At 72.4% G+C, this 11953-nt stretch carries 12 protein-coding genes; all 12 read right to left on the bottom strand.

Features of this window, described 5'->3' with window-relative positions:
• Window positions 1-129 precede the first annotated feature (129 nt).
• Complete coding sequence (locus HII36_RS49115; protein ID WP_173530288.1) at window positions 130-894, bottom strand: class I SAM-dependent methyltransferase; 765 nt, start codon at window positions 892-894, stop codon at window positions 130-132.
• A complete protein-coding gene (locus HII36_RS49110) occupies window positions 894-1574 on the bottom strand; it encodes a DUF4191 domain-containing protein (RefSeq protein ID WP_173530287.1) in 681 nt (226 codons plus the stop codon). Before HII36_RS49110 ends, HII36_RS49115 begins: the two co-directional genes overlap by 1 nt.
• Window positions 1575-1664: 90 nt before the next feature.
• The gene (locus HII36_RS49105; RefSeq protein WP_173530286.1) at window positions 1665-4079 is read right to left on the bottom strand and encodes a glycoside hydrolase family 3 C-terminal domain-containing protein; all 2415 of its coding nucleotides are present in this window, start codon (window positions 4077-4079) and stop codon (window positions 1665-1667) included.
• A 58-nt stretch (window positions 4080-4137) separates the two neighbouring features.
• The gene (locus HII36_RS49100; RefSeq protein WP_173530285.1) at window positions 4138-4764 is read right to left on the bottom strand and encodes an alpha/beta hydrolase; all 627 of its coding nucleotides are present in this window, start codon (window positions 4762-4764) and stop codon (window positions 4138-4140) included.
• On the bottom strand, window positions 4761-5144 hold the full coding sequence (locus HII36_RS49095) for a VOC family protein (RefSeq protein WP_173530284.1): 384 nt from the start codon (window positions 5142-5144) through the stop codon (window positions 4761-4763). The genes HII36_RS49100 and HII36_RS49095 overlap by 4 nt, the downstream gene beginning before the upstream one ends.
• Window positions 5145-5253: 109 nt before the next feature.
• The gene (locus tag HII36_RS49090; protein ID WP_173530283.1) at window positions 5254-6210 is read right to left on the bottom strand and encodes an AraC-like ligand-binding domain-containing protein; all 957 of its coding nucleotides are present in this window, start codon (window positions 6208-6210) and stop codon (window positions 5254-5256) included.
• A gap of 134 nt (window positions 6211-6344) precedes the next feature.
• Entirely contained in the window at window positions 6345-7274 is a 930-nt protein-coding gene (gene lipA, locus HII36_RS49085) for a lipoyl synthase (RefSeq protein ID WP_173530282.1), read from the bottom strand.
• Window positions 7275-7316: 42 nt separating this feature from the next.
• Window positions 7317-8300, bottom strand: coding sequence for a M48 family metalloprotease (locus HII36_RS49080; RefSeq protein WP_173530281.1), 984 nt, complete (start codon window positions 8298-8300; stop codon window positions 7317-7319).
• A 72-nt stretch (window positions 8301-8372) separates the two neighbouring features.
• Window positions 8373-9065, bottom strand: a complete 693-nt coding sequence (gene lipB, locus HII36_RS49075) for a lipoyl(octanoyl) transferase LipB (protein ID WP_173530280.1) — start codon at window positions 9063-9065, stop codon at window positions 8373-8375.
• A 38-nt stretch (window positions 9066-9103) separates the two neighbouring features.
• On the bottom strand, window positions 9104-9841 hold the full coding sequence (locus HII36_RS49070) for a Type 1 glutamine amidotransferase-like domain-containing protein (protein ID WP_173530279.1): 738 nt from the start codon (window positions 9839-9841) through the stop codon (window positions 9104-9106).
• A gap of 37 nt (window positions 9842-9878) precedes the next feature.
• On the bottom strand, window positions 9879-10772 hold the full coding sequence (locus HII36_RS49065) for a TIGR01777 family oxidoreductase (protein WP_173530278.1): 894 nt from the start codon (window positions 10770-10772) through the stop codon (window positions 9879-9881).
• A 76-nt stretch (window positions 10773-10848) separates the two neighbouring features.
• Window positions 10849-11953 (bottom strand): 2-oxoglutarate dehydrogenase, E2 component, dihydrolipoamide succinyltransferase (gene sucB / locus HII36_RS49060; protein WP_173530277.1); only part of this gene is annotated, 1105 nt, incomplete at its 5' end.

Here is an 11953-nt window from a genome sequence, read left to right as displayed (position 1 = left end):
GGGTGACGAGCGTGCTCGGGGTGTTCGGGCTGAGCGCCGTGATGCTCACCGCCACCGCGGCCCTCGCGGCCCGCGCCCCCATGGCGGATCCGCCTTCTCCGGACGGACCCGGCGGCGGCGACACGCGTCCTATGGCTTGAGTGCGGTGAAGATGGCCGTGCCGGGCAGGTGGCGGCCGCGCAGCGGGCTCCAGCCGCCCCACACGCGCTCGTGCCCCTCCGGCCACTCCGGCTCCAGCAGCCCGGCCACGGTGAGCCCGGAGGCGACCAGCAGGCCGATCCAGTCGCCCATCGTCCGGTGGTGCTCGACGTAGGTGGGCGTGCCGTGTTCGTCCCGCTCGACGTACGGCGAACGGTCGAAGTAGGACCGGTCGGAGGTCAGCCCGCGCGGCCCGGGATCGTCGGGGAAGGCCCACCTGATCGGATGGCTGACGGAGAACACGAACCGCCCGCCGGGCCGCAGCACCCGCCGCACCTCGCGGAACACCGCCGGCGGGTCGGCCACGAACGGCAGCGCGCCGAACGCCGAGCACGCCAGGTCGAAGCTCTCCCCGGCGAACGGCAGCGACTCGGCGTCGGCCTGCACCACCGGCACCCGCGTGCCGGCGTCGAGGTCGATGCGCTGGGAGTGGCGCAACTGCCGGTGCGACAGGTCGAACGCGGCCACCTGGGCCCCCTGCGTGACCAGCCAGCGCGCGCACTGGGCGGCCCCGCAGCCGATCTCCAGCACGCGCCGCCCGCGCACCTCGCCGAGGAGGTGCGCGTCGGCTTCGTCCACGCCTTCCGGACACCAGACGAACCCGGTGTCACGCAGGAAGCCGCCGTGCTCGACCTGGTAGTCGTCGGCGTTGCCGTCCCACCAGTGGCGGTTGGCCCGCGACGAGACGGACAGCACTAGCGCATCTTGGGGCCGCGCGGCATGCGCACGCCCTTGGGCATCGGACCCTTGGGCATCGGCATGTTCTTCGGCAGCGAGCGCAGGCGGTCCTTCACCTCGTTGACCGAGGGCTTCTTCAGGTTGCGCGGCAGCTTCATGATGTGGCGCTGCAGCTTGCCCAGCGGCACCTGGCCCTCGCCGTCGCCGCACTGGATGTCGTAGATCTCGACGCCGAGCACCACGCGGGCGACCCGCTTCTTCTCGGCGGCGAGCATCTTGGCCACCCGGTTGCCCGGACCCTCGGACACCAGCACCACGCCGGGGTAGCCGACGAGGAGGTGGATCAGGTCCTGGTCACGGTTGGCCGCGATGGCCGGGGTGACCTGCCAGTTGCCGCGCATGCCCTGCAGCACGGCGGCGGCGGCGCCGGTCTGGCCGTGCAGGATCGAATACTGGGCCTTCTGCGCGAGCTGGCCGAACACGACGAGGCCGACGGTGAACGCGGCCAGGATGCCGATGAAGATCGAATACCACAAGTAGTCCGTGACCAGACCGATCACGACGACCACAGCCAGCGTGCCGACCGCCGAAAGGAAGACGATCGGCATCCCCTTGGGGTTGGCCTGCTTGATGATCTGCGCGATCATGCGGAGCTGCTTGATGCGCCCCGGCTTCTCTGGGTCCTCGGACTTTGCCATGCTCAGAAGGATACAAACCAACGGCCGAACTAGGGAAAACGCGCCCCGGCGATTTCCGCCCGATACGGGATGTCCGGGGCGCGCCTCACCCTAGATCACGACGGTCGCGGACAGCCGCCGGTCGGCGTAGTCGTGGCAGGCCGTGACCGGGTGCTCGCCCGCGAGGGTCCGCCAGCCGGCGCCGTCCCAGGTCTGGAACGCGCGTTCGGCCAGGAAGATCGTGGTGAGCACGGTCTCGCCGGGCTCGGCCTCGACCACGTCGAACCCGGCCAGCCGGCGCTCGTCGCCGTCGCCCGCGTAGATCTGGACGACCTCGCGGCCGGCCCGCGCCCCGGTGTTGGTCAGCGCCACGGTGACCGTGGTGCCCTCGGCCGCGATGGAGTCGTACGACCAGGTCGTGTACCCGAGACCCGAGCCGAACCAGAACGCCGGCGTCCGTCCCGAGCGCTCCCAGCCCCGGTAGCCGATGTACTCGCCCTCCTCGTACCGCACCGTCCCGTCCACCGGCGTGACGTCGACCACGGGGGCGTCGGCCAGCCGCGCCGGCCAGGTGGTGGGCAGCCTGCCGCCGGGCTCGGCGTCGCCGAACAGCACGTCGGCCAGCGCCCCGCCGGCCTCCTGGCCGGGGAACCAGGTCAGCAGCACCGCCGCCACCTGGCCGGTCCACGGCATCTCCACCGGCGAGCCCGCGTTGACCACGACCACCGTGCGCGGGTTGGCCGCGGCCACGGCGGCGATCAGCTCGTCCTGGCGGCCGGGCAGCCGCAGGTCCGTGCGGTCAAAGCCCTCGCTCTCCACCTCCAGCGTGGTCGAGGCGACCACCACGGCCACGTCGCTGTCGCGCGCCACCCGCACGGCCTCGGCGATCAGCTCGTCCGGGCCGGGCGTGGGGTCGGCGTGGCCGAGCGTGTAGGCCACGAACGCCATCCCGCCGAACGCCCCCGCCGGATGCGTGACCGCCAGCTCGTACGTCCGCCCGGCCGTGAACGGCACGACCACCCGGCGCTCGGGCGGCGACAGGAACGCCGCGGCCGGGTCGTCGCCCTCCAGCTCGATGGTGGCGTCGAAGACGGTCTCGCCGTCCACCGTGAGCGTGAACGGGCCCACCCCGGCCAGCGACAGCTCGTGGTCGCCTGAGACGTCCGGGGTGTAGGCGGCCCGCAGGCACACCGCCTTGAGCAGGTCGCCGTCCACGTCCGGCGGCAACTGGCCGACCCAGCGCGCCTCGGTGGTGGCCAGCGGGTGCTCGGCCAGCGTGGCGCCGTCCTCGTCGAGGAAGCGGGCCGTGGCAGGGGTGGTGATCGGGGCCAGCCGGATGCGCGGGTCGGTGCCCAGCGCGTAGCGGATCTCGACGTCCCCGCGCTCGCGCAGCCCGGCCAGCGGCGAGACGATCCTGTCGGGGAAGACCTGGGCGCTGCCGCCGCCCATGACGCGGGCCTCGGCCGCGGCCGAGCCGATCAGCGCGAGCGTGGTGACGCCCTGGAGCGGCAGCAGGCCGGGCGAACCAGGGCCCGCGCCGTCGTTCTTGAGCAGTGTGAAACCGCGGGCCGCGACCTGCCTGGCCAGCGCGACACCGTCGATCGGCGCGCCGAACTCCCCGGCGGGTCCGCTGAGCTCTCCGGCCGGTGCGCCGGGTTCCGTGGCCGGCGTGCCGTCGCGCAGCGCGCCGACGCGGTGGGCCAGGCGCAGGATGCGCCGGACGCGGTCGTCCACGACGGACTCGGGGACGCGGCCTTCACGCACCGCCGACTCCAGCCGCTCGCCCCACGGACCGTTCGGCCCGGGCATGGCCACGTCGGTGCCGCCCATGGCGGCGGCCTCGGTGGTGCGCACGGCCGTCCAGTCGGACACGACGAACCCGTCAAAGCCCCACTCGCCCTTGAGCACCCCGTTCACCAGGTCGGAGTGCTCGGTCATGGTGGTGCCGTCGACCGCGTTGTAGGCCGTCATCAGCCCCCACGAACCGGCCGAGACCACCCGCTCGAACGGCCGCAGATACACCTCGCGCAACACCCGATCGCTCACCTGGACGTTCACCGTGAACCGGTCGGTCTCGAAGTCGTTGGCCACGAAGTGCTTGGGCGTGGTGGCCACCCCGCCCTCCTGCACGCCCTCGACGTAGGCCGCGCCCACCTCACCGGTCAGGTACGCGTCCTCGGAGAAACACTCGAAGTGCCGTCCGCCGAGCGGCGAGCGGTGCAGGTTGATGGTGGGGGCCAGCAACACGTGGACGCCCTTGCGCCTGGCCTCCTGGGCGAGCAGCCGGCCGACCTGCCTGACCAGGTCCACGTCCCAGGTGGCGGCCAGGGCGGTCGGGCTCGGCAGCGCGATCGAGGGGTCGGCCGAGGTCCACTGCTCGCCGCGCACCCCGATCGGGCCGTCGCTCATCACGACGCGGTCGAGCCCGATCTCGGGAACGGGCGGCAGGCTCCACATGTCGGCGCCGGTGAGCAGGCGAATCTTGGTGCCGAGGTCCAGCTGGTTGATCAGTTCGTCGAAATCCACGGTCCTCAGTGTTCACCAGAAAACCGACTGGTCGATAGGTTTGTGACTGTTACGTTACCTATCGGGTGACGAAGAACTCCAGCAGCTCAGAGGCCAGGGTCGCGGGGGAGAGCGGGCCGGTCCGCCCGTCCAGCACCCGGTGCGTGGCGCGGGGCAGTGCCGTCCGCAGCCACGCCCGGCCGCCGCCGGCGTGGAGCACCAGCGTGGGCTGAGTGGGTGCGGGCGGGATCTCGCCCACGCGGTACGGCGGCTCCCACAGGGCCAGCTTGGCGACGGCCGGGCAGCGGGCGGCGGCCAGCAGCGCGGGCACCGCGCCCGCCGAGCCGCCGAACACCATCGCCGGCCCGCCGGCCGCGCCGATCACCGCGACCAGGTCCTCGACCTCCCGCTCCACGCCCGCCACCCGCCCGCCGTAGGTGAACACGGAGAACCAGGGCGCCAGCGCACCCGCCACGCCAGACGTCAGCGCGCACGCCACCCCGGACGTCATCCCGGACGCCACGCCGGGCGGCATCCCGGGCGCGACCGTGGACGCCACGCCCGACGCCGCCCCGGAGGTCATCCTCGGCGGTGCGGCGCCGGGCACCAGGACCACCGCCGGTCCCGCGCCGGTCACCTCGTACCCGACGGGCGTGCCGTCCGCCGAGGTGACCGCGCCTGTCCGGGCCGTCCCGGCCGCGCTCACGCCGGCTGGACCAGGCTCAGCGCCTCCCAGTGGTAGCCGTCGAGGTCGGCGAAGCCGCGCTGGTATCTGACCGTGGCGTCCTGCGGCACGCCCGCCGGCGTCGCCCCCGCCGCCAGGGCCTTGTCGACCAGCTCGTCGACCTGGGCGGGGGTCTCCATGCCGACCACCAGGATGGCCTGCGTGCTCTTGGCCGCGTCGCCGATCTCCTTGTCCACGTACGTGGCGAACGCCGGCTCGGCCAGCAGCATGACCTGCGTCTCGTTGTTGATGACCACCGAGGCCATGTCGTCGGTCATGCCGAAGATGGTGAAGCCGAGCGCGGTGAAGAAGGACTTCGAGCGGTCCAGGTCCTTGACCGGCAGATTGACGAAGAGCTGCATCTCAGGTGTTCCTCTCACGGATCTTTGCGAAACAGGTGCGTCTCGCGAACACCTTCAGTCTGCTGATCAGGGCCGCGCCGGTCTTGGATCCGCGTGCCCGGCCGCTTGACTATGCGCGCACGGTCAAGGAGCGCCGGTACTCCTGCGGCGGCATCCCGTACGCCTTACGGAACAACCTGCTGAAATGCGCCGAATCGGGCAGCCCCCAGCGGGCGCCCACGGCGCTGACCGACAAGGACGGGTCGGCCAGGTCCTCGCGGCAGCGCTCAAGCCGCCGCCTCCTGATCCACGCGGCCACCGTGGTCTGCTGCGACTCGAACAGCCGGTGCAGGTATCGCACCGAGACGTGGTGCGCCGCGGCCACCTGGCCGGGATCGAGGTCGCTGTGGCAGAGCCGCTGCTCGATGAAGGCGTGGACGCGCATCAGCAGCGTCTCCTGCCGCGTGTCGACCGGCAGGGACCCGGCCTGACCCGCGCGTTCGGCGAGCGCGGTGGTGATGAGGGTGGCGATCACCCCGGACAGCCGGGCCGCGCTGGCCGGCTGGTAGGTGTCGTGGTCGAGCGCCACCCGGCGTAACAGGGGCGCGGCCAGCGCCGCGGTGCCGTCGTCGGGCGCGATCGGGACGGCGGTGAGCCGCGCGACGGGATCCACCGGCAGCGCCAGCAGCTCGCGCGGCAGGCTGAAGACGGCCAGCCGCACCGCCGAGTCGTAGGCCAGCTCGTACGGACGGGTGAAGTCGTAGATCGCGAACTCGCCCGGCGCGAGCTGCGAGGTGCGGCCGTCTTGGGAGACGATCGGCCGGCCCGCCATGGGCAGCACCAGCCGGTACATCTCCGGGCTGTCACGCCGGATCAGCCCGGGGGTGCGGTGCACGCTGTGCGGCGTGGACGTCTCGACCCGGCCCACGCCCAGCGGCCCGAGCCGCCCCATCTCGATGCGGCCGCGCAGCGGCGCGGCGGGATCGATGCGCAGGTCGAGCGGGCCCAGGGTGTCGCACACGACGCTCCGCCAGGCCTCGTGGCGGCCCGCGGCGGGCAGGTCGCTCGTGCGGATCAGCGTGGCCATCCGTCCCGCCCTTCTCCGGCTGGACTGCCATGCTAGCGACGCCCGCCCGCCCGGAGCACGACCGAGCCCCGGCCGCACGCCAGAAACACGACCGAGCCCCGGGCGGGCGCCCGGGGCTCGGTGAGTGAAACGCGTCAGGCCGACTGGCGGGCCTCGATGGCCTGCTGGTACAGCCTGCCCGCCCGGTACGACGAGCGCACCAGCGGCCCGGACAGCACCCCGGCGAAGCCGATGGCCTCGGCCTCGGCCTGCAGCTCGACGAACTCCTCCGGCTTGACCCAGCGCTCGACCGGGTGGTGCCTGGGCGTCGGCCGCAGGTATTGCGTGACGGTCAGCAGGTCGGTGCCGGCGGCGTGCAGGTCGCGCATCGCCTCGGTGACCTCTTCGCGGGTCTCGCCCATGCCCAGGATCAGGTTGGACTTGGTGACCAGCCCGGCCTCGCGGGCCATCGTGATCACGTTCAGCGAGCGCTCGTAACGGAAGGCCGGGCGGATGCGCTTGAAGATGCGCGGCACGGTCTCGACGTTGTGCGCGAACACCTCGGGCTTGCTGGAGAAGACCTCTTCGAGCTGGTCGCGGTTGCCGTTGAAGTCGGGAACCAGCAGCTCGACCCCGCAACCGGGCAGCAGGGCGTGGATCTGGCGCGCCGTCTCGGCGTACAGCCAGGCCCCGCCGTCGGGCAGGTCGTCGCGCGCCACACCGGTCACCGTGGCGTACTTCAGGCCCATCTGCTGGACCGACTCGGCCACCCGGCGCGGCTCGTCCCGGTCGTACTCCTTGGGCTTGCCGGTGTCGATCTGGCAGAAGTCGCAGCGGCGGGTGCACTGGTCGCCACCGATGAGGAACGTCGCCTCACGGTCTTCCCAGCACTCGTAGATGTTGGGACAGCCCGCTTCTTCACAGACCGTGTGCAGGCCCTCCCGCCGCACGAGCGTTTTGAGCTCGGTGTACTCGGGGCCCGTCTTCAGCTTGGTCTTGATCCACGGGGGCTTGCGCTCGATAGGGGTTTCGGCGTTACGCACCTCCAGGCGGAGGAGCTTTCGGCCTTCAGGAGCAACGGTCACCCGTCCAGCTTACGTCTCACGCGGACGTGGCCCCCGCCTGGGTCAGCTGATGAGCCCGAACCCGCGGATCGCCCGCGCGTAGTGCTGGTGCAGCTCCTCGTCGATCTCGTCGGACTGCGTGGTGCCGAGCAGGTCGTCCGACGGCGCGGCCGACAACACGCCGTCCTCGGTCAGCAGGTGCCGGCTGAGCGCGTTCTGCCTGATCGCGGCCACACTCTCGCCGCGCAGGGCCGCGGCCTGCATCGGCGCCACGTACCCGCCCAGGGCCAGCACCTCGCGCAACTGCGTCAGGTCCGCCTCGTCGGCCACCCGGCCGGCCAGCGCGTGCCTGCGCGCGCGGACGCGCTCGGCGTCCGCCGTGGCCAGCCGCCGCAGCGCGTGCTCGATCAGCAGCACCGGCCAGCCGAACAACCGGCCGACCACCCGGCCGAGAAACCCCATCACCTCGTAGGTGTTGCCGGGATGGGCCACTGGGTCGAGCCCGGTCGCGGCCATCTTCTCGTGCGCCTCCTGGCGCGCCGACAGCGGCTGGGCCCCGAGCAGCGCCTCGTGCCACTCGCCGAGCGTGGACAGCGCGCCGTTGACCACGATCTCCTCGGCCGTCTCGACGTCGGCGTACGCCATCGCCAGCAGCGTCACCCGCTGCCTGGGCGACAGCGCCAGCCACGTCGGCAACCCCACCACCAGCACGGGCACGCGCGTCAGCCCCACCCGCTGATACCGGGTCTCCAGCGCCAGATCCCTGATCGCCACCCGCTCGGGACGCCTGACCCCGAGCTTGCCCGCCACCCGCCCGGCCAGCGCGTACAGCTCACGCGCCGAGTCGCGCTCCAGCGGCTCGGCGTCGTCGGGCAGGGCGCCGAGCCGCGGCCGCAGCACCCACCCGACGCCGATGAGCAGGCCGCCGAGCAGCCAGCCCACCAGGGAACCGTCGTTGGCGACGATCGTCCAGACGCCCAGCACGACGAAGGCCAGAGTCAACGCGTGGACGAGTAATGCCAGGACCAGAGCAGTGATGCGCCTCACAGCGGGATCGTAAAGGCTCTCGCATATGGATTCCGCGCTGACCAGATGCCGATTCGGTTACCTGCGCGGGGCTCAGCGGCGCAGCAGGTCGTCCTCGTGCATGTCGAACGCCTCCAGCCCGAGCACGTCCGCCAGCCGCTTCTCGGCGATCGGCATGACCTCCTCGACCACGATGCGGCGGCCGGTCTCCGCCGACAGCGACGAGACGCCCACGTCGGGGATGCCGCACGGCACGATCCTGTTGAACCAGCGCGGGTCGTTGGCGCAGTTCAGCGCGAACCCGTGCATCGCCACGCCGCTCGCGATCCGCAGGCCCACCGCGCCGAGCTGCCGGTCGGGCAGGCCGAGCGCGGGATCGCCGACCGCCCACACCCCGGCCCTGCCGGGCACGCGCCGGGCCGAGACGCCGAAGTCGGCGCACACCTGGATCATCGCCTCCTCGAGCCGCCCGGCGTAGTCGACCACGTCGGTGACCGTGACGATCGGGTAGGCGACGAGCTGGCCGGGGCCGTGCCAGGTGATGCGGCCGCCGCGGTCGACGTCCACCACGGGGGTGCCGTCGGCGGGCCGCTCGTGCGCCGCGGTGCGTTTGCCCGCCGTGTAGACGGGCGCGTGCTCCAGCAGCAGCACGGTGTCGGTGAGCTCACCGGCGACCCGTTTGCCGTGCACCCAGCGCTGCAGCGACCAGGCCTGCTCATAGGGGACGTCGACACCAAGACGGACGATGGCTAGTGCGTGGGGATCGTCCCCGTGGATGGGGCGCATGGGCCTATTGTGCCGTTCCCTCACGCATCAAGGGTAATTCAGGAAGTCAGCAGCCGAGGCTCGATCCTGAACTCCTTGACCCCGCCCGCGCCGTCGTGTTCGAGCCGGTAGGCGTAACCCCCGGGGTCGACCGTGACGGCCTGGATGAACTCGGTGCCCACGTAGTGCAGGCCGACGCCCTCGTCGGCGGCGTAACCGCCGGGGAGCTCGCCCGAGGCGACCGACTGCTGCAGCAGTGGCCGGCGCTGCGCCTCGGCGTTGTAGTGCACGCCGCACGAGTACGGCAGCAACGCCAGACCGTCGGACCAGGCACGCAGCTCCGGCCCGAAGGAGTCGGTGTTGCCGCCCACGTGCCAGCACAGCGCGCCCGCGCTCTGCCCGGACAGCACCACCCCGGCCCGCCAGGCCTCCTCGAAGGCCTCGTCGAGCCCGTGCAGCCGCCACAGCGCCATCAGGTTGGCCACGCTGCCGCCGCTGACGTAGATCATGTCCTGTTCGAGCATCCAGGCCCGGGGGTCGGCCACCGTGGGCTGCGGGAACAGGGCCAGGTGGCTCACCTCGACGTCCCAGCCGGCGAACGCGCCGTACATCTTCAGCAGCCACTCCGGGTTGTCACCCACGGCGGTGGCGAGCAGGCCGAGCTTGGGCCGGTCCTGGCCGGTCAGGTCGAGCGCGTAGCGCAGCAACGGGCTGGCCTGGAGGACGCCCTGGCGCTCACCCGCCCGGAACGATCCGCCGCCGATGGCCAGAATGTGTGATTGACCAGACCTGTTCATGCCGGAGTCTCCCCGAGGTAAAACAACGATCGGCACCCTACAGTACGGCGCTCAGTGCCTCGTCGAGACCGGTATGGGTGAAGCGGAAACCGCTGTCCGTGAGTTTGGCCGGCCGGATCCTGTGGCTGGGCAGCAGCCCGGCGCGGGCGAACTCGCCCAGGCCGGCGGCCAGCGCGAAGGCCGGCACCGGGATCGGCAGCGTCGGCCGGCGCAGCGCCCGGCCCAGCGCGCGGGTGAAGTCGCGGTTGGTGACCGGGGCGGGCGAGGTGAGGTTCACCGGGCCGGAGACGGAGTCGTCGGCCAGCACGTGCGACACGGCGCTCACCCAGTCGTCGACCGCGATCCACGACCAGTACTGCCGGCCCGAGCCGAGCGGCGCGCCCAGCCCCAGCCTGAAGATCGGCAGCATCGGCTTGAGCGCGCCGCCGAACCTGCTCAGCACCAGCCCGGTGCGCAACTGCACGGTTCTGACGCCCAGCTCGCCGGCCCGCGCGGCCTCGGCCTCCCAGCGCTCGCACAGGTCGGGCAGGAAGCCCTGGCCCTTGCCCGCGCTCTCGTCGATCACGCGGTCGCCGGTGTCGCCGTAGAAGTCCATCCCGGAGGCGGAGACGAGCACCGCGGGCGGGCGCTCGGCCCGGCCCAGCGCGTCGGCGAGCAGCCGCGTGCTCAGCACCCGGCTGTCGACCAGCTCCCGCTTGTAGGCGGGGCTCCACCGCTTGTCCGCGATCGGCGCGCCCGCCAGGTGCACGACCGCCTCCGCGCCGTCGAGCACCGCCGGGTCCAGCACGCCCTCGCGCGGCTGCCAGAACGCCTCGTCCGGCCCGTCGGGCCGCCGCCGGACCAGGCTGACCACCCGGCGCCCGGAGTCGCGCAGCGCGCCCACCAGAGCCGTGCCGAGCAGCCCGGACGCCCCGGTCACGATGATCGTCATACGGTCACAGTAACGCCCCTGTCTCAGGACGTGAAAAAGCCCGGGCGGTGACCGCCCGGGCTCCTTCGGATCGTGCTTACGCCAGGCCGAGCTGGGCCTCGAAGCGGCCCTCCTCGAGGCGGCGCTTGATCGTGGTGAGGAAGCGCGCGGCGTCGGCGCCGTCGACCAGGCGGTGGTCGTAGGTCAGCGCCAGGTAGACCATCGAGCGGACCGCGATGACCTCGCCCTCGGGCGTGTCGAGCACCACGGGACGCTTGACGACCGCGCCGGTGCCGAGCATGCCGACCTGCGGCTGGTTCAGGATCGGCGTGTCGAACAGGGCGCCGCGGCTGCCGGTGTTGGTCAGCGTGAACGTGCCGCCGGTGATCTCGTCCGGCGTCACCTTGTTGTCGCGGGTGCGCTGGGCGAGGTCGGTGATCTTCCTGGTCAGGCCGGCCAGGTTGAGGTCACCGGCGTTCTTGACCACCGCGGCCAGCAGGCCACGCTCGGTGTCGACCGCGATGCCGAGGTTCTCGACGTCGAAGTAGGTCACCTCGTTGGTCTCGTTGTTGATCGTGGCGTTCAGCTTCGGGTGCTGCTTGAGCGCCTCGACGGTGGCCATCGCGAAGAACGGGGTGAACGTCAGCTTGACGCCCTCGCGGCGGAAGAAGTCGTCCTTCGCCTTGGCCCGCAGTCGCGCGATCTTGGTGACGTCCACCTCGACGACCGAGGTGAGCTGGGCGGCGGTCTGCAGCGACTCGACCATCCGCTTGGCGATCGTCTGACGCAGGCGCGTCATCTTCTCGGTGCGGCCGCGCAGCGTGGTGTCGACCTGGACCGGCTCGGGCTCGGCGGCCGGCGCCGCGGCCTGGGCGGGAGCGGCCTGCGGGGCCGGGGCGGCGGCGGGCGCGGCCTGGGCGGCCGGCGCGGCGGCCGGAGCCGGGGCGGCGGCGGCCTGCTCGCGCTGCGCCTTGGCGGCCTCCAGCACGTCCTGCTTGCGGATACGGCCACCGACGCCGGTGCCGTTGATCGCGTCGAGGTCGACGCCGTGCTCGTTGGCGAGCTTGCGCACCAGCGGGGTCACGTACGGGCTCTCACCCGAGGTCGGCACCGCGGCGGGCGCGCTGACCTGCGCCGGCGGGGCGGGCACGGCGGCCGGCGGCTGCGGGGGAGCGGCCGGGACCGACGCCGGGGCCTGGGCG

The sequence above is a fragment of the Nonomuraea antri genome (assembly GCF_013283785.1).
Taxonomy (GTDB): domain Bacteria; phylum Actinomycetota; class Actinomycetes; order Streptosporangiales; family Streptosporangiaceae; genus Nonomuraea; species Nonomuraea antri.
Note: the sequence above shows the minus strand (reverse complement) of the source record. Positions and strands in the feature narration are given on the sequence as shown.

Excerpts from the sequence above, each read along its gene's own strand:
- HII36_RS49090 (WP_173530283.1), bottom strand. The coding sequence starts at position 6,210 with ATGGCCACGCTGATCCGCACGAGCGACCTGCCCGCCGCGGGCCGCCAC.
- HII36_RS49110 (WP_173530287.1), bottom strand. The coding sequence starts at position 1,574 with ATGGCAAAGTCCGAGGACCCAGAGAAGCCGGGGCGCATCAAGCAGCTC.
- HII36_RS49095 (WP_173530284.1), bottom strand. The coding sequence starts at position 5,144 with ATGCAGCTCTTCGTCAATCTGCCGGTCAAGGACCTGGACCGCTCGAAG.
- lipB (WP_173530280.1), bottom strand. The coding sequence starts at position 9,065 with ATGCGCCCCATCCACGGGGACGATCCCCACGCACTAGCCATCGTCCGT.
- HII36_RS49065 (WP_173530278.1), bottom strand. The coding sequence starts at position 10,772 with ATGACGATCATCGTGACCGGGGCGTCCGGGCTGCTCGGCACGGCTCTG.
- HII36_RS49070 (WP_173530279.1), bottom strand. The coding sequence starts at position 9,841 with ATGAACAGGTCTGGTCAATCACACATTCTGGCCATCGGCGGCGGATCG.